Raw genomic sequence first — 21,690 nt, forward strand, 5'->3', positions numbered from 1 at the left:
CGGTGCATTCATGCAGCGTGAGTATCGAGGTTTAAGCCGCCGTACACAGTATTTGCTGTCCCTGCCGGAAGGCGTAAATGTTGATTACAAACGTGAAGTGCAGGCGATCAGAAGTTCTGATCTGGTCGCCTTCGCCAACACCCCTCAAGGGGGGGCCTTGTTGGTCGGGATTGATGAATATACCTCTGATAGCGGTGTGCAGCGTGGTCGGGTGGTTGGTTGTGACGTTGATGATAAGGCACGGCTGACGCTGATCAACAAATCGACCGGCTGTATTCCTATCGTTGAAATCAATATATTCACCGAAAATCTGGCAGCGTCCCGCCCCATTCTCCGGGTAGAAATCCCCCCCGGGCTGCATAAGCCCTACTGCACTCAGCGCGGTGAATATGCCGTCCGCACGGATGGGCGCAATCGCGCGCTCTTGCCCGAAGAGCTGCTGGCCATCTTCATGGAACGGGAAGGCGAGCAGTTCCTTTCCCGCTTCCGTGATGCTGTTCACCAGTTGGAAAACCAGTTGGGTGGTGTCAGTCATGCGCTCAGTGAAGGCATGCTGGGTGTGAGCGAGCGCCTGTACGAGTTGGACCATCAGCTGCAACGTACGCTTGGCCGCATCGAACAGCTGACCGACAGCAACAAGAAACGCTCCCGAAATTTGATGCAGGCCTTGCGCCAGAGCCAGGCAGGGATCGTGCAGCTGGAAAACAGCATAGCGCCGGTGATCAATGACCAGGGGCAGCATCTGTTGCAAGATATCGAGCACAAACTGGGCATGTTGCTGGATCTTCTTGATAGCGATAACGGCAATGGCAGTCACAACCACTGATTGACTCTATCCACTCTGTTTTGATACGTATCAAGAAGCGATAAACGGAGTCGTCTATAGTGAAGTGAAGTAACCCTGATCCGGAGAATAGCACCATGAACATTCTGTCAGAACTGCACCAGGATCATATCAATTTGAGCCGCCTGCTCGAAATGCTGGAACGCAAGGTCGAACGTTTGCGTGCCGGTGTTCATCCTGACTTCTCGCTTATGGCCGAAGTTGTCGCGTATGTGGGTGGCTATGCTGATCAGCATCATCATCCGCGCGAAGATCTAATATATGCCTTTTTTCGGGGTCGCAGTACAGAGCTGGACCAGGCATTCGAACGCTGTGAAGCGGAACATCAGGATCTGAAGCACCTGTCGACCCGATTGTCGGATTCAATTGATGGCGTTCTCAATGATGTTGTAATGCCGATGGATCAGTTGACTGATCAACTGGACGCATTTGTGCAGGCAGAAAAGTGCCATATTGATTTTGAAGAACAGGCAATCTTTCCGCCGCTGCAGGCGATGGCGACGGCAGCCGACTGGGATCAGTTGGCCGAGCAACTACCGTCGTCAGACGACCCTGTGTTTGGCGAACAGCAGGCGGATGAATATCGCTCTCTCTACAAGGCGTTGATGGAAGATATGAACCGCTCTGAGTCAGAGTTTTGAGCGGTCCTGCAAGGCAAGATAGCGTTGCACGGTATCTACAATAGCCTGTGTCTGAGGATCAACTTCAAGGTTGACGCAGTCGCCGATGTTCAGTTGGCCAAAGGTGGTTTGTCTGAGTGTTTCGGGAATCAGTGACACGCTAAAGCTGTCGCTGTCCACGTCTGCCAGTGTCAGGCTGCACCCGTTCAGACCGGCAAACCCTTTAGGCAGCAGGTAGGGCGCAGCTACTGCGGGTAGATCGAAGCGTATTTTCCGGTTGTCTGTTGATACATCCACACCCGTCACGCGTGCGGTGCAGAGAATATGCCCCGACATCAAATGGCCGCCGATTTCATCGCCGATTTTGGCGGCGCGCTCAAAATTTACCCGTTGACCGACTTCCAGAATGCCGAGGTTGGTCAGTTCCAGCGTAGTGTCGATAATATCAAAGCGAACCCGGGTCTCATCGAAGTCGGTAATGGTCAGGCAGGTGCCGTTGATGGCAATGCTGGCACCCGTCTCAAGGTGTGTGCTGTGTGCCGGCGGCAACACCAGTTCCAGTTGCATGAATCCATCTCTGCGGGTGCAGCCTGTCACGGTTGCCATGCCCTGGACGATACCTGTAAACATACTGTGCTAACCTCTCATTGAACGATCTGATCCGGTTGGTAGAACGTAATCTTACCCCAAAGCGCCAAGGAGAATGCAATATGCGAGTCTTGATTACAGGTGGCAGCGGGTTTGTCGGGCAGGCGTTGGCACGGGCATTGCTGACGCGTGGCGACCAGGTGGTGATTTTAAGTCGCAAGCCGGAAAATGTACCACATGCCAAGGGGCAGACCTGTGTTGCGGATCTGCAGCGGATTGACGGTCCGATTGATGCCGTTGTCAATCTTGCAGGTGCGCCTATTGTCGATCGGCGCTGGACATCATCACGCAAACGTCTGTTGCGTGACAGCCGCATTAAAACCACTGAGGCGCTGGTGCGTTGGATGCGTGAGCAGTCCACTCCACCGGCAGTACTGGTCAGTGGCTCGGCAATAGGTTATTACGGTTCACATCAGGATGAAGTGTTGGGTGAGTCTGCGGGCAGTACGCCCGGTTTCCCGCATGAGCTGTGCCGCGATTGGGAGCAGGCAGCCTTGGATGCCTCGGTGCCGGGTACGCGCGTGTGTCTGATCCGCACCGGTGTAGTGTTGGGGCAAGGGGGAGCATTGGCGAAAATGTTGCCGGCGTTTCGTTTAGGTCTGGGCGGTCCGATCGGTAATGGTCTGCAATGGATGTCCTGGATTCACCTCGATGATGAAGTAGGTGCCATTCTGTATCTGCTGGATAATCCTGCGCTCAGCGGTCCGTTCAACCTGACGGCACCTGAACCGGTAACCAATGAAGAGTTCAGTAAAACCTTGGCAGCTGTACTGGGCCGGCCCGCGTTCATGCGCGTACCGGCTATTGTGATGAAAGTGTTGCTGGGTGAAGCCAGTGAACTACTGGTGGAAGGGCAACGTGTCGTGCCCGAGCATCTGAATACGGCGGGATATGTCTTCAAGCATCCGCATCTGGAGCCGGCACTACGTGCAGTGCTGAAGCGCCATTGATCATGACGCCATGCTCAATGGCAAGGATTGGGTTTCGTCATCCTCACCATCGTTGCGCAGTCGTCGGCTGCGCAGACGCTCGATAGCTTCCAATAACAGGTCGCCTTGCCACGCGCGCGGATCTTGATGCAGATGATGATCCAGATCCAGCACCAGGAAATCGAGCGTTTGGCTGTGTCCCGCTTCACACAGGGCTTCCAGGCTGTCTATGCTGTGCTCCGGCCAGAAGTTCTGACCCCATTCGACCAGGCGTAAGCGAGTGGTTTCTGCATCGTTCTGCTGGCACGCGATTGCCAGTGCCTGGAACGTGTTGCGTTCGGCGCGCTGGTGCGACAGCAGCAGTTTCTGAGTGCGGCGGTGCTCTTCCTCTTTGCCTTCCAGTTGGCTGCGACTTTTGACCTGGCGCAGTTGGTGCCAGCTATGGGCCCAGCCACTGAAACCGATTACGCACAGCACGCCCAGGGCGGTGCTTACCAACCACCAGGTGGTCGCGGGCCGGGACGGTTCTGTCGCAGTTGGCACTGTTGTACCGGCGGCATTGAAGGTATCCGGTAATGCAGGCGTCTGCACCTCAATTTGACGAGGCGGCAACGACGCGGTTGCAGCCCGCTCGGCCAAGGTGTTCCACCAGTGAATATCAATCGGTGGCAGTGTCAATGCACCTGGTCCGAGAGGTTCGATCCGTACACGTTCAACGCGGGTGCTGACCAGACCCTGAGCCGTCATGGTTTCAGTCGTGCTGACATCTTCAAGCTGGGCAAAAAAGGTATCCGCATTGGTGCTGAACAGGTTCGGGAGTGCATCGGCAGGAAGCCCCAATGCCGTCAACGTAATCTCGCGTACGAAACTGTCACCCGGTTGCAGGTTGGCAGGTGCTTGCCAATTTTCCTCCAGCATCAAGCGTTCTGCCGGCAGCCAGTAGCCGCGGCTGTTCTGATGGGCAGCCGGCATGACTTCGATTTCAAAGGTTTCCCTATCGGGTGCGAGGCTATCTTCAGTACTGTCATTGCTGATGATGCCGGGACCGGCGAGAGTGTGCAGTCCGGTAGTGGCAGGGTAAAGGGCGAAACTCTGTTCCATGACATGCCAGCGTTCGCCATCACGGTCGGCGGTATAACGACGAGGCTCGGTAAGGGTAAAGATCAATGCTCCCGGCAAGGCAGGGGAGCTGAAGCTCAGTGTCTCTGGCAGCGGGGTGCGCTGAAACAGGCGTGCAGTAAACAGCAACTGCGCATGCGAATAGATTTGATCATTACTGATCAGGCTATCCATAAACCGTGTTGCTTCGCGTCCAGGGGTTTCCGCCTTGCCGCTGACCTTGACTTCAAGGGACGTACTAAGCTCGTTGCCCAGACGGATCTGGGGGATGCGCAGGGTGCCACTGTTGCGAGGTTTAAGCTGCAGATGCCAGCGGGTCCAGACATCACGGCTGGCAGATGCATGGCTGGATACGATCACCTTCTGGCTACTTTGGATACGGAAATCAGTCTCCAGCGCACTGAGATCAGGGCGTTGCTCAACCTGATCGGAGACTTCCAGCGTCAAGGTCAAGGTATCGGCAGCGGTCAGCGCATATCGATCAAGAGTGGTCCTTACTTCTGCCGACAGGGCAGGGGACAATATAAATAGCAGCAGTGCCAGCAGTGCACGCATCAATGAACCCGTTCCAAGTAAATGCAGTAGTGGTTTCGACTCATTATCAGTGATGCGCGTGAACAGATCAATTTTGCTGGCGAGTTATGGGCAATTAAAACAGCGAGATGACTTCATTAAGACAAAATGCCGGACAAGGTGACTTAACTCGCAGGTTAACTATACTGCGTTGAAATGACCTGTAACCGGATGCCAATGAGGGTGCTTATGTCCCGTCGCGCTGTTGAAAACAAGATGGAAATGCTTAACCAGCTGAAAGAAATGGTGCTGTCCCGGTTACCGCAAAAGCGTGCTGAGCCGCTGCTGCGATTTATTGATGGTTATTTTCCGCACGCGGCTGAAACCGATCTGCTGCAGTGGCGTGTCGATGATCTTTATGGCGCGACCATGGCTGCCTGGCAATTTATGCAGGAAAAACCGGCCGGTGAAACCCGTATTCGTGTATTCAATCCTGATTATGAACGCCATGGCTGGCAGTCGACTCATACGGTAATTGAAGTGCTGCAAGCCGACATGCCCTTTATTGTCGACTCTTTGCGGATGGAATTAAATCGTCGCAATTTATCCATTCATGCGATTTTGAATACGGTCTTCAGTACCCGGCGTGATGAAAGCGGCAAATTGCTGGACCTGCTGGCGCGTGGCAGTCGTGCCAAAGGCGTACAGCATGAATCATTGGTGGCGATTGAGGTGGATCGCCATACTGACCCCCAGCAGCTGGATGCCTTGCAGCAGGCGCTGCTTGACGTGCTGAAGGATGTACGGGCGGCGGTGAGCGACTTCGATGCAATGTTGGCCAAGACAGACCAGTTGTTGGAAAACTATGCGCACACGCCTGAAGGCTTTGATGCCAAAGATGTCGAGGAAATTCATGACTTCATTCGCTGGTTGAAACAGCACTTCACCTTCCTCGGATATGATGAATATGTCCTTGAAGGCAAGGGCAAGCAGCAGCGTCTCACACCTGTGGCTGACAGTGGTTTGGGCTTGTTACGCCACCCGACGGGTCGTGACCCGTTATTTGCTACTGAACGCGATGCGGGCGCATTCACGCTGGTGCCGGATCTATTGTCGTTCACCAAATCGGCGCACAAATCGCGGGTTCACCGTCCTGCCTATCCCGACTATATCAGTATCAAACGCTTCAATAGCGATGGTGAGCTGATCGGCGAGTCCCGTTTTCTGGGGCTCTACACTTCGGCAGTGTATTTGCACGGCTCTACCGATATTCCCGTGGTCAGGCGCAAGATTCAGGCAGTGATGGCACAGTCGTGCCTGCATCCGCGAGGTCATGACTGGAAAGAACTTCAGCAGATACTGGAAATTTACCCGCGTGATGACCTGTTCCAGTCCAGTGTTGAAGAGTTGTTCAATACCGCCATCGGTATTTTACAGATCCATGAGCGCAGACAGATTCGCTTGTTCTTACGTCGGGATTATTACGGTCAGTTTTTCTCTGCTCTGGTATATGTGCCGCGCGAAATTTACAGCACGGATTTCCGTTTGCGGGTTCAGCAAATTCTGCAGCAAGCGCTCGACTGTGATCAGGCTGAGTTCACTACATATTTTTCTGAGTCGGTGCTGGCGCGTACCCAATTTTTGTTGCGGCGCAGTGATCATCATAAAGTAACCCATGATTTTAATGTGGCTGAGCTGGAGCAGCGTGTCAGTCATGCGGCCAGCAGTTGGCACGAGGATCTGTACGAGGCGTTGATTGATGCTTTGGGTGAAGAGCAGGGTATCCGAGCCTACAACCATTATCATGCCAGCTTCTCGGCCGGTTACCGCTCCGATTTTGCGCCGCGTGCTGCCGTTGTCGATATCCAGCACATGGATACCCTGCACACCGAGCGCAGAATGGCGCTCAGTTTCTATGAGGCTCTAGAACGTGAACCGGAAGAGCTGAATTTCAAGCTCTACCATCTGGGGGCTGCATTGCCCTTGTCCGATATTCTGCCCATCCTTGAAAATCTGGGCCTGAGGGTTATTGATGAGCATCCCTATCAGGTTGAGGTGGATGGCTGTTGTATCTGGATTCATGACTTCAATTTGCGTTACACCGGTTCGCAACAGGTCACGACCAGTACCATGCAAAGCGTGTTCGAGGATGCCTTCCTCAACGTCTGGTATGGCCGTGCCGGTAATGACGAGTTCAATAAGCTGGTTCTGGCCGCGCAGTTGCAGTGGCGTGAAGTTGCGTTGTTGCGCGCGTATGCCGGATACATGAAACAAATCCGTTTTCCGATCAGCCAAGAGGCGATCAGTATCGCACTGCGCCATCATGTGCCACTCACGCGGCAGTTGGTCGACATGTTTGCGGCGCGTTTTGAACCTGACAATGCATCGTCCAAGGATGAGGACAGAATTCGGCAGCAGATACTGGAAGGGCTGGAGCAGGTTTCCAGTCTTAACGAAGATCAGGCGATCCGGCAGTATCTGGCACTGATCGAAGCAACGCTGAGAACCAACTTTTACCAGCAGGCAAATGGACAGCCGCAGGCCTATTTTGCCTTTAAACTCTCGCCGCGTGAGATTCCCGGGGTGCCTGAACCCAAGCCTCTGTATGAGATATTTGTACACTCTCCGCAACTGGAAGGGGTTCATCTGCGTGGCGGTAAAGTGGCGCGTGGCGGATTACGCTGGTCGGACCGGCTGGAGGATTTCCGTACCGAGGTGCTGGGGCTGGTCAAGGCTCAGCAGGTCAAGAATGCCGTTATTGTTCCGGTAGGTGCCAAAGGCGGTTTTGTGGCCCGCCAGCTGCATACCAGCATGAGTCGTGATGAGTGGATGGCGGAAGGTCTTGCCTGTTACCGGACCTTCATTCGCGCATTGCTGGATGTAACCGATAATCTGGTCAATGGCGAGGTCGTGCCGCCGGAGCGGGTGGTGCGCCATGACGATGACGATACCTACCTGGTGGTAGCTGCAGACAAGGGGACGGCGACATTTTCTGATACCGCGAATGCAATCGCCGACGAGTATGGCTTCTGGCTGGGTGATGCCTTTGCATCAGGTGGCAGTCAGGGCTATGACCATAAGAAAATGGGGATTACCGCACGGGGCGCCTGGGTGTCTGTCGAGCGACATTTCCGTGAATTGGGCCTCAATACTGCCACTGATCCGTTTACCGTAATTGGTATCGGTGACATGTCGGGTGATGTGTTCGGGAATGGCATGTTGCGCTCTGAGCAGATCCGGCTAGTTGCCGCTTTCAACCATCAGCATATCTTTATCGACCCGAATCCTGACGCCGCTGCATCATTTGCCGAGCGAGAGCGTCTGTTTGCATTGCCGCGTTCGGGCTGGGGTGACTACAACAGTGAACTGATCTCTAAAGGTGGCGGGGTGTTCAGCCGCAGTGCCAAGTTCGTGACTCTGACGTCTGAGATCAAGCAGCTGACCGGGCTGAACAGCAGCCGAGTAACACCGACCGAGCTGATTTCAGCCTTGCTCTGTGCCCAGGTTGACCTGCTCTGGAATGGCGGTATTGGTACCTACATCAAGGCCAGTGACGAAACGCATGCGGATGTGGGAGATAAAGCCAACGATAGTCTACGCGTTGATGCGGTGAAGGTTAAAGCTCGAGTCGTAGGCGAAGGCGGAAACCTGGGTGTGACCCAGCGAGCCCGCATGCAGTTGGCCGCTCAAGGCTGCCGCCTGAATACCGACTTCATTGATAATGCCGGAGGCGTTGATTGTTCGGACCATGAGGTCAATATCAAGATTCTGTTGAATGCCGTGGTCAACAACGGGGATATGACGGCCAAGCAGCGTAACAACCTGCTTAGTGAGATGACAGATGATGTGGCCGAACAGGTACTGCAGAACAATTATCGTCAGGTACAGGCGATCTCGTTGGCGGAGGTGCGTTCAGCCGTGTCCATGGCTGAGTACCGTCGCTTCATCAATGCCTTGGAAGCGCAGGGTAATCTGAACCGTGCGCTGGAGTTTCTCCCCCTGGATGATCAACTGGCAGAGCGCCAAGCGGCGGGTGAAGGTTTCAGCAGGCCGGAACTGTCGGTATTGGTGTCCTACAGCAAGGCTAACCTCAAGGAGCGGTTGTTGGCGTCAAAGGTGCCAGATGATCCCTACCTGGCCCGTGAGCTGCTGACCGCTTTTCCTGCCCGGCTGCAGCAGCAGTACGGCGCTGAACTTGAACAACACAGACTGCACCGTGAGATCATTGCGACCCAGATCGCCAATCAGGTGGTCAATTTAATGGGGATCAACTTTGTTGAGCGCCTGCTGACCTCGACAGGAGCGGATGTAGAGCATATCGTGCGGGCCTATGTGCTGGCTCGAGACGTGTTTGCACTGCAGCCGACCTGGAACGATGTCGAAGCACTGGATTACTGTGTCGATGCCGACGTGCAGCTGGATATGATGCATGATCTGCAGCACCTTATCCGGCGTGCGGCCCGCTGGTTTGTACGCAATCGTCCAGCCTCTCTTGAGTGCGAAAGTGAACGTGAGCACTTCGCCCCGCATTTGGAGGCGATTACCCGCAACTTGGGTGAGTTGCTGTGTGGTGAGCCGTTTGAAATCTGGCACCATGCCTACACCCGTTATACCGATTCCGGCGTACCGGCTCGGCTGGCGCAGGTGGTGGCCGGGTCGCGCTCATTGTATTCGGCGCTCAGTATCATCGAAGTCGCCAATGAGCTGGATGTGACGGTTGAATCGGCAGCGCAGGCGTTCTTTGGTTTGGGCGAGCGTTTGGAACTGCAGTGGTTCAGCGCCCAGCTTAACGAATTGAGCATCAGCAGCTATTGGCAGGCATTGGCACGCGATACCTTCCGCGATGATCTTGATACCCAGCAGCGTGCGCTGACGGCTTCGGTGCTGCAGGCAGCGAAGCATGATCAGAAGCCAGTGCCGGAACAGTTGGCGGGCTGGCTGGAACAAAATCAGCTGCATATCGATCGTTGGTTGAACATATTGTCAGAGCTGAAAAGCGCGACCACCGGTGATTACGCGATGTATACTGTTGCCGTGAGAGAGCTGGCGGATATGGCCCGCTGCAGTACCCAACTGGAACACGTGTAATTCATGAACGAAATTGTTGTTGATCTCCGGATTAGCAGTGACGAATGTCTCAAGCTGTATAATGGTCCGTCACGGGTTGTTTCGACCCGTGCTCGGGATGGTCGTCGAGTACAGTTTCCGGCAGCTGTCCTGCGTCCCTGGGTGCTGCATGACGGCGTCCGGGGCTGTTTTCGCATCCGTTTTACCCCTGAAGGCAAATTCAGCGACATTAAGCGCTTGAGTTGAGCGGTGTTCATCCCGAGCCCGCTCGCCTATAATGCCGCATCCGTATCTTAACCATCAGTGAACACCATGTTATACGATCTTGCACGCGCACTTATGTTCAGGCTTGAGGCCGAAACCTCGCATGAGCTGGCACTGGGCGGTATGAACCTGGCCGCTTCTCTGGGCCTGCACAAACTTATGGGGGCTGAAACGCAGTCGCTGCCGACCAAAGTGATGGGGATCCGTTTCCCCAATCCGGTCGGTTTGGCTGCGGGTCTGGACAAGAACGGCACCTCAGTGGACGGCCTTGCCGCTATGGGATTCGGCTTTATCGAAGTCGGTACCGTGACCCCGCGTCCACAGCCGGGCAATCCCAAGCCGCGCCTGTTCCGTATTCCCGAGCACAGCGCCATTATCAACCGCATGGGGTTCAATAATGATGGTGTGGACCAGCTGCTGAAAAATCTGGATCGCAGCAGTTATCAGGGCGTGCTGGGGATCAATATCGGCAAGAACAAGGATACTCCCAACGAGCAGGCGCATCTGGATTACCTGCTATGCCTGCGCAAGGTTTATGCACGAGCCAGCTATATTACGGTTAACGTTTCTTCACCGAACACGCCTGGATTGCGTACCTTGCAGTTTGGTGACTCCTTGAACAGTCTGCTGGATGCACTGAAGACGGAGCAGGCCAAGTTGGCCAGTCTGCACGGACGCTATGTGCCGATTGCCGTGAAAATTGCACCGGATATGGATGCCGAAGAAGTCGGCATGGTGGCGTCATCGTTGAAGACGTATGAAATGGATGGTGTTATCGCCACCAACACGACACTTTCGCGTGGTGGTGTGGAAGACAGCCCGATTTCTGATGAAGCAGGTGGTTTGAGCGGCGCGCCCGTGCGTAACCGGTCTACGGCAACAATCCGTACGCTGGCAGAACACCTGGATGGTGCCTTGCCGATTATCGGCGTTGGCGGTATCACGGAAGGGTTTGATGCGGCTGAAAAGATTGAAGCCGGTGCCAGCCTGGTGCAGATCTATACCGGTTTCATTTACCGTGGGCCTGGTTTGGTACGCGATGCAGTGAATGCAATTGCGGAGCTGCAGAAGCAGTCATGATGCTTGCCTGAGGACAGGCTCCGTGCGGGAGCCTGTCGATCAGTACAGGGGAAGTGTTATCAATGTAACGAAGGGTTTGATTGAATTGCAGAAACACCGGACATTCCACCCCAATGCGCTTCACGTCCTTCGCGCCAGCCACTCATCCAATGACTGCGCATTTCAACTGTCTGAACCGGACAATCTTCACGGGAACGCCCGTTGATGCCAGCCATGAATCCACGATTGAACAGAGTAGAGGTACGATCCCGTTTCTGTTTCTTCATATAGCGCCTCACATATTCTGATTATACTGTCCCCGGCCGTTGAACCGTTTTGGCCGAGGATGCGCGTTTTCGATCGATTCTCTGTGACGTCACACCCCTATTGATATCTGAAAATGCAGGCCGTTGCGATTTAAAAAAACTATGTTGTTACCGTACTGTCATAAAGTTTATCCGAGCGCAGTTGCAGCATTACCTTGAAAAACAAACAGTTATAAATTCTTCGCCCGTGTGGGCGACGCATTGAATTTTTTTCACCTTGTAGTCAGTCAGGATTAAGCGTAATCCTGACTGGCGCATCAGTATCGGAGTCACCCAGCGTCATGAAACTCTTTATCACCTGCCCCAAGGGACTGGAAAATCTGCTTCAGGAGGAGGTTATCGGTCTGGGAGGCCAGAATACCCGCCAGACCGTTGCCGGGGTGTATGCCGAAGGTGAGCTGGAACTGGCCTATCGGATCTGCCTCTGGTCACGCTTGGGTAACCGGGTGCTGATGCCGCTGGTTGAGGGCGAAGCGGAAGAGGCAGATGCACTGTACGAGCTGGTGCAGCAAGTCGATTGGTTGGCGCATTTGCGTCCCTCCGGTACGCTGACGGTTGACTTCAATGGCCGTTCGCAAGGAATCAATAACACCCATTTTGGTGCGCTGAAGGTCAAGGATGCGATCGTTGACCAGATCCGTACCTCAACAGGGCAGCGGCCGACGGTGGAGCGTAATCAGCCGGATCTGCGCATCAATGTGCATTTGCATCGAGGCAAGGCAACGGTGGCGCTGGACCTGTCCGGTGAAAGCCTGCATCGACGTGGTTATCGCCTTAAGGCCGGTGCCGCACCAATGAAGGAAAACCTGGCTGCTGCTGTGCTGATGCGTGCGGGCTGGCCGATGGAGGTTGCGGAAGCGCCGGTATTGGATCCGATGTGCGGGTCCGGCACGCTGTTGATCGAAGCGGCGTTGATGGCGGCGGATATTGCGCCAGGCCTGTTCCGTCAGCGGTTTGGTTTCAGTCGCTGGCTCGAGCATGATGGGCGTCTTTGGGCGCAACTGCACGAAGAGGCCAAGCAGCGCCGGGAACAGGGGCTGCAGTCATTGTCCAATCACTATTACGGTTTCGATGCTGATGCGTCGGTGCTGGATCGCGCCCGTGAAAATGCCCAGCGTGCCGGTGTGGCCGATCACATTCAGTTTGCCCAGCGCCCGCTGGAGCAGCTTGAATCCCCGGCTGATGTGGTGCCTGGGCTGATGGTCACCAATCCGCCTTACGGTGAGCGTTTGGGTGAGACCTCTTCATTGATGTTCCTGTATCGCACCCTGGGAGAGATTCTCAAGACGCGCTTTGTCGGTTGGCAGGCGGCAGTCTTTACCGGCAATCCGGACCTGTGCAAGGTGATGAAGCTGCGGGCCGATCGCCAGTACCGCATGTTCAACGGTGCCATTGACAGCAAACTGTTGCTGTTCAAGGTACACGAGCGTGAAGAGGTCGAGCTGCCGATAACCCCGACGGATGCGGAAGCGCCGGCAGTGTTGTCCGAGCAGGCTCAAATGTTTGCCAATCGCTTGAAGAAAAACATCAAGCAACTGGCGCGCTGGGTCAAGCGTGAAGAGATCAGTTGCTACCGTGCCTATGACGCCGATATGCCTGAATATGCGGTTGCCGTCGATATTTATCCGGGCCATGCAGTGGTACAGGAATACGCGCCGCCGGCTTCGGTTGATCCGGTGAAAGCGTTTTCACGTCTGCAGGATGTCATGCGTGCACTGCCCGTGGTGCTTGAGTTGCCGGCAGAACGGGTGGTGCTGAAACAGCGTAAGCGTCAGCAGGGGCAGCAACAGTACGAGCGCCACAGTCAGACCGGCACCTTCATGGAAGTGCTGGAGCATGGCTGCAAGTTGCGCGTTAACCTCTATGACTATCTCGATACGGGTCTGTTCCTGGATCATCGCCCGGTACGCCGCATGTTGCAGCAGCAGGCAGCGGGCAAGGATGTACTAAACCTGTTCTGTTATACCGCGACTGCCAGCGTACATGCCGGTGTTGGTGGTGCGAACACCACAACCAGCGTCGACATGTCGGCGACCTATCTGGAGTGGGCGCGCAAGAACATGGAATTGAACGGCTTGCCCAAGGCACGGCACAAGCTGGTACAGTCAGACTGTTTCAAGTGGCTGGAGCAGCCGCATGGCGAACAGTACGATCTGATCTTCATGGACCCGCCGACGTTCTCCAATTCCAAGCGCATGCAGGATGTACTGGATGTTCAGCGTGACCATGTGCGTCTGGTCAAGGGGGCGATGGCGCTGTTGAGACCCGAAGGTTTGCTGATTTTCTCCAACAATTACCGTCGTTTCGTGATTGATCGCGACAGCTTGTCTGATTTCGATATCAACGACATCAGCGCCAAGACACTGGACCCGGACTTCAAGCGCAACACGAAGATCCACAGCTGCTTCGAGATCCGCCACCGCAAATAATGCGTCTGTGTCATGCTCTGGTGAGTATTGGCACAGAACCTGCTTCTCCGTGAGTCACTTGAGGCTCGGTTTGTCTGCCGCCCTATGAATGGGCGGCAGACACTAACATTCGATCAGATTCGGTGCCGAGTGCGATGGTGATTGTGCTGCATTTTAGTGCGGTCGCCCACTTATGGAACACATTGACGGAGGGGTTGGCGTGGAATCGATCAGTAGTGCGATCAGCGAGCTGTCGCAAAGTGCAAATACAATGTTCATCCTGTTGGGAGCGATCATGGTATTTGCCATGCATGCAGGGTTTGCGTTTCTGGAAGTCGGCACTGTGCGCCGAAAAAATCAGGTTAATGCGCTCGCCAAGATCATGAGTGACTTCGGTTTCTCGGCACTGGCCTATCTGTTTGTCGGTTATTGGATCGCGTATGGGGTGACGTTCTACGACAGTGCCGCAGTGCTGTCCGAGCGCAATGGCTATGATCTGGTCAAGTTCTTCTTCCTGATGACCTTTGCGGCGGCTATCCCGGCCATTATCTCCGGTGGCATTGCCGAGCGTGGCCGATTCTGGCCGTTTCTGCTGGGCTCGGCGCTGGTTGTCGGCTGCGTATATCCAGTGTTCGAGGGGATTGCCTGGAACGGAAACTACGGTATCCAGGCCTGGCTGGAAAGCCGATTTGGTGCGCCTTTCCATGATTTTGCCGGCTCTGTCGTGGTGCATGGTGTCGGCGGCTGGTTGGCGTTGGTCGCGGTGGTGTTGCTGGGGGTCCGTCACGGTCGCTATAAGGGTGGTCGTCTGGTGGCATTCCCGCCGTCCAATATCCCGTTTCTGGCGCTGGGAGCATGGATTCTCTGTATCGGCTGGTTCGGCTTCAATGTGATGTCGGCGCAAACGCTGGATGGCATTTCCGGCCTGGTTGCCGTCAACAGCTTGATGGCCATGGTTGGTGGCATTATCAGTGCGCTGATTGCCGGTCGTAATGACCCCGGCTTTATCCATAACGGCCCGTTGGCAGGTCTGGTTGCCGTGTGTGCAGGGTCTGATGTGATGCACCCGTTCGGTGCGCTGGTCGTCGGTGCAGTGGCCGGTGTGCTGTTTGTCTGGGTGTTTACCCAAGTGCAGAACCGCTGGAAAATTGATGATGTGCTGGGGGTTTGGCCGCTGCATGGGTTGTGTGGCGTGTGGGGCGGTATTGCCGCCGGTATCTTTGGCAGTGAAGCACTGGGTGGTCTGGGTGGTGTCAGCCTGATGTCGCAGCTGCTGGGTACGGCGCTGGGGGTGTTGATCGCTGTGGTGGGTGGTTTGATCGTGTATGGCTTGATCAAGCAGGTTGTTGGCCTACGGCTGGATGCTGAAGCCGAATATAACGGTGCGGATCTGAGCATACACCGGATTGAATCGACGTCCGAAGATCGCTGATGCCTTGATAAAAGGGATGCATAAAAAAATCCGCGACCCTGGTAAGGGCTCGCGGATTTTTTACAATTGCATGCCGGACGGTGTGACCGGCGGTGCAAGGGGAATCAGTGGTCGTGACCACCCGCGCCGTGGGCGTGGCCATGTTCCATTTCTTCGTCGGTCGCGCCACGGACTTCAACAACTTCCACGTCGAACGTCAGGGTCTGGCCAGCCAGCGGGTGGTTGCCATCCAGAGTGATGTTGTCACCCTCGATCTTGACCACAGTTACCGGCTGCTCGCCCCAAGGTGTCTGTGCCATGAACTGCATGCCGGTCTCGATGTTGTCGATACCTGCGAATGCGCTGCGCTCTACGTCCTGAACCAGTTCGTCACGTACGGGGCCGTAACCTTCTTCAGGCTCAACGGTAACCTGCAGGCTGTCGCCAACGGTTTTGCCGACCAGTGCATTTTCCAGACCCGGAATGATGTTGCTTGCGCCGTGCAGGTATGCCAGCGGTTCCTGACCATTGGAGCTGTCCAGTACAGTACCTTCGGCGTTGGTCAGAGTGTAGTGGATGGATACAACGGATTTTTCAGCGATCTGCATCAGGGGTCTCCTGGTTACTCAGAGATGCGTCGATGCACAGGCTACCCGCTTGCAAACCCCTGCCAGTGAGACACAGGGCTTCTTGAGCCGGTAACAGGGCAGCTTGGCAGGGCTCCCGGTTAGTTTGGGGCACATGCTAACGGTCGTACCTTGCAGGCGCAACCCGAAACGCGCCTGCAGGTGATCCCAGGTTAATAAAAAGGCGTATTGTAAGGTTTTTCAGGGGGGTAACAGATGATTCAGCTGGAAGAACGGATTGCAGTTGTGGGTGCAGGACTGGCCGGAAGTCTGGTGGCACATGCTTTGGCGCAACGGGGTGCCAAGCCTGAGGTGTTTGATAAAAGTCGTGGCACCGGAGGGCGGTTGTCGGCTGCCCGTCTGGGTTCAATGAGTGCAGATTTGGGGGCGCCGGTTGTGGAACAGCCGGTTGCGGCGCGCCTGTTGGCGCAGTGTGCAACGCTGCCGTTGGAGGCGTGGGAGCATAAAGCGGCCGATTTTGAGGGGGTAGCCGCCGCAGCAGTGGGGCGCTATGTGGCGGTTCCCCGCGCCAGTGCCCTGACGCGACATCTGTTGCAGGATATCCCGCTGCATACGCAGGTACGGGTCACGGCTGTAGAGGCGGCTGCATCTGGGGGCTGGCATTTGCTCAGCGAGCAGGGCGAAACCTATGGCCCCTTTGCCCGGGTTGTTATCGCAGCGCCGGCTCCCCAGGCCGTGCCGCTGTTGGCATCAGCACCTGCCTTGCAACGCGCGGCGGCGGGCGTCAACATGTCGCCCTGCTGGGTATTGGTGGTGCAGTTGCCGGTCCGCCCTGAATCGGTGGCACAGCTGGACTGGCTGGAAGCTGGAGATGATGTGTTGGCCCGGGCGTGCCGTGACAGCAGCAAGCCGGGGCGCGGTGAGGGTGAAGTGTGGCAGTTGCAGGCGAGTTCAGACTGGTCACAGCGGTATTGTGAGGCCGAGCCGGACTGGGTGGCTGAACAGTTGCTGGAAACATTTGCACAGCAGATCGGGGTGCCACTACAGCCGTTGCAGCAACGGGTGCATCGCTGGTTATATGCCGATGTGGCAGAGGCTCCACTCGTGCCTTCACTCGCGTCTCCGCTGTCGTCTGACCATACGTTGGGTATCTGTGGTGACTGGGTAGGCGGTGGTGGTGCTGCCGGGGCGGTCACCAGTGCCGAGGCGTTGATCGCCGCGCTGGAGGCTGGTCGCTGACCGGTCGTTGGCGGTAGACTTACAGCCAAACTTTGAGGGAGCGTTGTTGTGGCTGAAGCAGAACCGGTAAGGAAGCATGTAGAGCAGGCGCTGGAGGCACTGTCTGGTGTTTTGTTGGGAAAGGAGAAGCAGATTCGACTGGCACTGACCTGCCTGCTGGCACAAGGGCACCTGCTGATTGAAGATGTTCCGGGTATGGGTAAAACCACGTTGGCACATGCGTTGGCGCGAGTGCTGGGTGTGGCGGATACACGTATTCAGTTCACCAGTGACATGTTGCCGGCCGATATCATTGGGGTATCGGTGTTTGATGCCAATGACAGCCGTTTCCGTTTTCACCCCGGGCCGGTATTCACTCAGCTGTTGCTGGCAGACGAGATCAACCGGGCGACTCCGAAAACACAATCGGCGCTGCTGGAGGCGATGGAGGAGGGGCAGGTCAGCGTGGATGGTGAGCGGTTTACATTACCAACGCCGTTTTTTGTCATTGCAACGCAGAACCCTTCCAGTCAGTTTGGTACGTTTCCGCTGCCAGAATCCCAGTTGGACCGTTTTCTGATGCGGATCACGCTGGGCTATCCGGCCCCGGAGGTTGAGCGTCAGCTGCTGGCTGGAGGGGGTACTCATCTCCAGGCCAGGCAATTGGCTCAATGTTTGACTCCTGAGCAGCTGCTGCAGGCGCAAGCGGCTTGCCGACAGGTACATGCCTCTTCCAGCCTTATCGGCTATGTGCAGCGCCTATTGCAGCACACGCGCGATGCGGTCGGGTTCAGTTATGGTGTATCCCCGCGTGGCGGGCTAGCGCTGCTGCGGTGTGCGCGTACCTGGGCCTGGCTGGCCGGGCGTGATCACGTGGTGCCCGAAGATGTACAGGCCGTCCTGGATGCGGTAGTGGGGCACCGTATCCGTTCAGCAGATGACCTTGCCGGTCATGAAGGGGATCGTCTGGTCGCGCAATTGCTGGCTGAGGTGGATGTCATTGGTCAGTGAATGGCGGCACGCATTACGTGCGCGCATGCGGCGCTGGGTGTTGTCACGGCAGCGACCGGCCCGTTCCCACCGGTTGACGCAAAACCGGATTTTCATCCTGCCAACTCGTGCAGGCAGTGCTTTTCTGCTGGTGCTGCTGTTGATGTTGGTCATGGCCATTAATTATGAAAACAACCTGATCTATGCCCTGACCTTTTTGCTGTTGGGGATCTTTATGGTCGCCATCTTTCATACCTACAGTAATCTGGCCGGTATCGAGGTGCGGGTGCTGGATGCTGCGCCCTGTTTTGCCACCGAGTCGGCGGGGTTCGAGCTGGAGTTGTGTCGTCACTCGACGCGCAGGTTTGAGCAGCTGACGTTCACTCTGGAGCGACAGGGTGAGCCCTGTGTGGTGGATCTGCTACAGCCTCGGCAAGCACTTCGGTTGTATTGTCCTGCGCCTCGGCGTGGCTGGCTCAATCCTGGCGGGGTTAAAGTGGAGACCACCTATCCTCTGGGGTTGTTTCGTGCCTGGGCATGGCTCAATCTGGACATGAAAACACTGGTCTATCCGCTACCGCTGGAAGCGCCATTGCCGGCATCACTGCAGCCGGCGGCCGGCCATGGCCGGGATGCCATTACGCAGCGTAATGGCGATGATGATTTTGCCGGGCTTGAGCGTTTTCAGCCGGGCATGTCACCGCGCCAGGTTGACTGGAAGAGCTATGCGCGTGGACGCGGTTTGCATGCCAAGCATTTCGCAGGTCATCAGGACCCTGACCTATGGCTTGACCTGGATGCCTTGGGCAGTGAAGCACTTGAGAAACGTTTATCGCGGTTGACCGCCTGGGTGCTGGAACTGTCGGCTCGTGATGTGCGTTTCGGGTTACGCCTGGGCCAGTTTGTGCTCACGCCTGCGCGGGGCGAGGGGCATCGTGTCCGAGCGTTGTCTGCATTGGCGCTGTATGGTCTGGAGGACGCGTCATGAAGGGGCAGCAGATAAGCCGTACGGCGGTGGTCTGGCAATTGCTGGCCGTGGCGCTCGTGGTGTTGCCGCATCTGCAATGGCTGCCGCTGTGGGTGCCGGTGTTGGTTGTGGCAAGCCTTGGGGCGCGGTTGATGATTCACCGGGGCCGCTGGTCATTCCCGCACTGGTCAGTGAAAACGGCGCTGGTGGTGGCGTCCAGTGGGGGGCTGATTCTGAGTTTCAACCACCAGGCCGGTCCGGAAACCATGGTGGCCCTGCTGGTCGTGGCTTTGGCGCTAAAGCTGCTTGAAATCTATCATCGGCGGGATGCATTGATTGTCCTGTTCGTGACTTTGTTTGTCGCGGCAACGGCGTTTCTGTTCAATGAATCGGTCTGGATGGCAGGGTACATCCTGCTGGTGGTCATATTGACGCTGGCCGCGTTGAACAGCATTCAGCAGGCCAGTGATGCCAATCGTTATCGTGACAATCTGAAAACCGCTTTACACATGCTGCTGCCAGCGATTCCCTTCATGCTGGTATTGTTTTTCCTGTTTCCGCGACTGGAGCCGTTCTGGTCGGTGACGATCGATACGGCAACGGCTAAAACCGGACTGTCTGACGAACTGTCACCGGGGGATATCAGTGAGCTGTCGCAGTCAAGCGAGCTGGCTTTCAGAGCCACATTCAGTGGCGAAGTGCCACCACCGGATCAGCGTTATTGGCGCGCACTGGTATTGAGCCATTTTGATGGTCGGCGCTGGAGCCGCCCGGAACCGGCCGTCAGGCATTCACTGCGTGCAGAAAAGCTGACGCCATTGAGTCCTGAGCAGCCATACGACGTCATTATGGAGGCCAGTGGGCGTCCCTGGCTGGTCGCACTGGATCAACCGGTTGCAGTAGAGCCAGGCTTGCGAATGAGTGCAGTACGCACCTTGCACCTTGACGCACCGCTGGAGCGCCGCCGCCAGTATCAGGCCAGTGCCGTGACGCGCTACCGTTTGCAACCGTTACTGACCTCTGCCGAACGGCAGCACTATCTACAGTTGCCTGCGTCTGGCAATCCGCAGAGCCGGGCCTTGGCTCAGCGGTTGTTGGCTGCCAACAACGGGGATCCTCAGGCGGTGATTCGGCAATTGCTGGCGCAATTCAACCGTGAATTCATTTATACCCTGGCACCGGGGCGATTGGGCAGTGACAGTGTTGACCGCTTTCTGTTCGACAGTCAGCAGGGCTACTGCGAACATTTTACCAGCGCGACGGCGTTTGTCCTGCGCAGCGCCGATATTCCGGCACGGGTGGTGACCGGCTATCAGGGCGGTGAGTGGAACCCGTACGAACGCTATCTGCAGGTGCGCCAGTATGATGCTCACGCCTGGGTTGAAGTGTGGCTCGACGGTGAGGGCTGGCAGCGACTTGACCCAACCTCGGCAGTAGCCCCCGAGCGTATCCGTACCTCGGCAGGTGAATTTTTCAATGCCAATAACGAACGCTTCAGTCGTGGTGGACTGGAACTTGAATGGCTGCGTGATATGCGTCAGCGCTATGACGCCTTCAATTACGCCTGGCAGCGTTGGGTGCTGAACTACCAAGGGCAGCAATCCGATCTGCTGAAGGACTGGTTGGGCGGCAGCGAGCAATGGCGTCTGATCCTGGCGTGGTTGCTGCCGACTGCGGCGGTGTTCGGTGGCGTTGCCTGGTGGCAGTTACGGCCACGTCGGGTGCGGATAAAAGATCCGCTTGAACGTGCCCTGTTGCGCTTGCAACAACGCTTGACGGGCGAGAATTGCCGTCGTCAGCCCGCTGAATCCCTGTCCATGTGGCTGCAGCGCATTGCGGGTTACTGGCCCGAGCAGCAAAGCCAGATGCTCAGACTGGCCTGGCTGGATGATCAGCAGCGTTATGCTGCCGGAGCTGATCAAACGATGCGCACGGAAATGTTACAGCTCTGTCGCCAGCTATTGCGTGAACTGCCCGGGCGGCGCATTCCATGACGGTGGTCTACCAGCTGCTGCGCAGCCCTCGGCGTAAAACAGTGTCGATACAGGTCAAGGCTGGTGAGGTGATTGTGCGTGCGCCGACACGGGCGGGTCTGGCGATGATTGATACGTTTGTGCAAAGCCGCAAGACGTGGATTCAACGTCACCTTCAGCGTCAGCAGCACGAGCTGGAACGCCTCGGTGTACGCATTGAGCAGAATGGCTGCGTGCCCTGGCACGGGCAAATGCTGCCGCTGGTATGGCGACGGGGCGTGAGCAGTAGTGTTGAATGTGTAGCGGAGCAGATGCACGTCGCATTATCGTCACGGGTGCGGCGTGCCGAGCCAGAGGCGGTGTCAGCGTTGCTCAAGCAATGGTATCGACGGCAGGCCGAGCATCACTTGCCGGCGCGGGCCGCTGTGTTGAGCGCGAGAACTGGTCTGGTGCCGGCGTCGGTGGATGTCGGTAGCTGGCGTGCGCGCTGGGGGCAGTGTTCCAGCCGTGCGGAGGTAACGCTTAACTGGCGCTTGTTGCAGCTACGACCTGCGCTGCAGGATTACGTCATTCTCCATGAACTCTGTCACGTACGGCACATGCACCATGGGCCTGAGTTCCAGCGGTTGTTGCGGCACCACTGTCATGAACATCCGCAGCTGCGCCGTGAAATGACAGACTATACACATTGGCTGAAGTGGTGATTGATACCTTAGGAGGATGGTGTATTCGGTACGGCTGTGGCAA

At 56.3% G+C, this 21,690-nt stretch carries 17 protein-coding genes; 13 read left to right on the forward strand and 4 right to left on the reverse strand.

What is annotated here, in order from left to right; all coding sequences use genetic code 11:
• Positions 1–10: 10 nt before the first annotated feature.
• Complete coding sequence (locus CLV44_RS10210) at positions 11–826, forward strand: AlbA family DNA-binding domain-containing protein (protein ID WP_245912658.1); 816 nt, start codon at positions 11–13, stop codon at positions 824–826.
• 95 nt (positions 827–921) lie between these two features.
• Positions 922–1,485, forward strand: a complete 564-nt coding sequence (locus CLV44_RS10215) for a hemerythrin domain-containing protein (RefSeq protein WP_106592016.1) — start codon at positions 922–924, stop codon at positions 1,483–1,485.
• On the opposite strand, the gene CLV44_RS10220 is transcribed toward CLV44_RS10215, so the two are convergent.
• Entirely contained in the window at positions 1,474–2,094 is a 621-nt protein-coding gene (locus tag CLV44_RS10220) for a riboflavin synthase subunit alpha (protein ID WP_106592017.1), read from the reverse strand. The two genes, CLV44_RS10215 and CLV44_RS10220, sit on opposite strands and share 12 nt — an antisense overlap.
• Before the next feature lie 80 nt (positions 2,095–2,174).
• On the opposite strand from CLV44_RS10220, the gene CLV44_RS10225 reads away from it, so the two are divergent.
• Positions 2,175–3,062: a TIGR01777 family oxidoreductase gene (locus tag CLV44_RS10225; RefSeq protein WP_106592018.1), complete on the forward strand. Its 888-nt coding sequence runs from the start codon at positions 2,175–2,177 to the stop codon at positions 3,060–3,062.
• Here CLV44_RS10225 and CLV44_RS10230 read toward each other — a convergent pair whose 3' ends face one another.
• A complete protein-coding gene (locus CLV44_RS10230) occupies positions 3,063–4,715 on the reverse strand; it encodes a BatD family protein (protein WP_106592019.1) in 1,653 nt (550 codons plus the stop codon).
• Positions 4,716–4,922: 207 nt separating this feature from the next.
• On the opposite strand from CLV44_RS10230, the gene CLV44_RS10235 reads away from it, so the two are divergent.
• The 3 genes from CLV44_RS10235 to CLV44_RS10245 all read left to right on the forward strand — a co-directional run bounded on the left by CLV44_RS10235 (position 4,923) and on the right by CLV44_RS10245 (position 11,084).
• Positions 4,923–9,761, forward strand: coding sequence for an NAD-glutamate dehydrogenase (locus CLV44_RS10235; RefSeq protein ID WP_106592020.1), 4,839 nt, complete (start codon positions 4,923–4,925; stop codon positions 9,759–9,761).
• A gap of 3 nt (positions 9,762–9,764) precedes the next feature.
• Positions 9,765–9,986 (forward strand): DUF2835 domain-containing protein, encoded by a 222-nt coding sequence (locus tag CLV44_RS10240; protein ID WP_106592021.1) that lies wholly within the window; start codon positions 9,765–9,767, stop codon positions 9,984–9,986.
• Positions 9,987–10,052: 66 nt separating this feature from the next.
• Positions 10,053–11,084 carry a quinone-dependent dihydroorotate dehydrogenase gene (locus CLV44_RS10245; RefSeq protein ID WP_106592022.1) on the forward strand — a complete coding sequence of 344 codons (1,032 nt, stop codon included), beginning with the start codon at positions 10,053–10,055 and terminating at the stop codon, positions 11,082–11,084.
• 59 nt (positions 11,085–11,143) lie between these two features.
• Here the strand turns inward: CLV44_RS10245 and rmf are convergent, their stop codons facing one another.
• Positions 11,144–11,350 carry a ribosome modulation factor gene (gene rmf / locus CLV44_RS10250; RefSeq protein WP_106592023.1) on the reverse strand — a complete coding sequence of 69 codons (207 nt, stop codon included), beginning with the start codon at positions 11,348–11,350 and terminating at the stop codon, positions 11,144–11,146.
• 320 nt (positions 11,351–11,670) lie between these two features.
• On the opposite strand from rmf, the gene rlmKL reads away from it, so the two are divergent.
• Together rlmKL and CLV44_RS10260 are read left to right on the forward strand one after the other, a co-directional pair.
• Entirely contained in the window at positions 11,671–13,818 is a 2,148-nt protein-coding gene (gene rlmKL / locus CLV44_RS10255) for a bifunctional 23S rRNA (guanine(2069)-N(7))-methyltransferase RlmK/23S rRNA (guanine(2445)-N(2))-methyltransferase RlmL (protein WP_106592024.1), read from the forward strand.
• 172 nt (positions 13,819–13,990) lie between these two features.
• Positions 13,991–15,229: an ammonium transporter gene (locus CLV44_RS10260; protein ID WP_425436435.1), complete on the forward strand. Its 1,239-nt coding sequence runs from the start codon at positions 13,991–13,993 to the stop codon at positions 15,227–15,229.
• 104 nt (positions 15,230–15,333) lie between these two features.
• Here the strand turns inward: CLV44_RS10260 and CLV44_RS10265 are convergent, their stop codons facing one another.
• On the reverse strand, positions 15,334–15,816 hold the full coding sequence (locus CLV44_RS10265) for an FKBP-type peptidyl-prolyl cis-trans isomerase (protein ID WP_106592026.1): 483 nt from the start codon (positions 15,814–15,816) through the stop codon (positions 15,334–15,336).
• Positions 15,817–16,050: 234 nt separating this feature from the next.
• On the opposite strand from CLV44_RS10265, the gene CLV44_RS10270 reads away from it, so the two are divergent.
• Genes CLV44_RS10270 through CLV44_RS10290 form a run of 5 tightly spaced genes read left to right on the forward strand, consistent with a single transcriptional unit; the run spans position 16,051 to position 21,647 of the window.
• The gene (locus tag CLV44_RS10270; protein WP_106592027.1) at positions 16,051–17,034 is read left to right on the forward strand and encodes an NAD(P)/FAD-dependent oxidoreductase; all 984 of its coding nucleotides are present in this window, start codon (positions 16,051–16,053) and stop codon (positions 17,032–17,034) included.
• Between the two features lie 48 nt (positions 17,035–17,082).
• Entirely contained in the window at positions 17,083–18,024 is a 942-nt protein-coding gene (locus CLV44_RS10275; RefSeq protein WP_106592028.1) for an AAA family ATPase, read from the forward strand.
• Complete coding sequence (locus CLV44_RS10280; protein ID WP_245912659.1) at positions 18,008–18,991, forward strand: DUF58 domain-containing protein; 984 nt, start codon at positions 18,008–18,010, stop codon at positions 18,989–18,991. Before CLV44_RS10275 ends, CLV44_RS10280 begins: the two co-directional genes overlap by 17 nt.
• Positions 18,988–20,964 (forward strand): transglutaminase TgpA family protein, encoded by a 1,977-nt coding sequence (locus CLV44_RS10285; RefSeq protein ID WP_106592029.1) that lies wholly within the window; start codon positions 18,988–18,990, stop codon positions 20,962–20,964. Before CLV44_RS10280 ends, CLV44_RS10285 begins: the two co-directional genes overlap by 4 nt.
• Positions 20,961–21,647 (forward strand): M48 family metallopeptidase, encoded by a 687-nt coding sequence (locus tag CLV44_RS10290; protein ID WP_106592030.1) that lies wholly within the window; start codon positions 20,961–20,963, stop codon positions 21,645–21,647. Before CLV44_RS10285 ends, CLV44_RS10290 begins: the two co-directional genes overlap by 4 nt.
• Positions 21,648–21,690 lie beyond the last annotated feature (43 nt).

Origin of the sequence: Marinobacterium halophilum (assembly GCF_003014615.1) — a bacterium.
Taxonomy (GTDB): domain Bacteria; phylum Pseudomonadota; class Gammaproteobacteria; order Pseudomonadales; family Balneatricaceae; genus Marinobacterium; species Marinobacterium halophilum.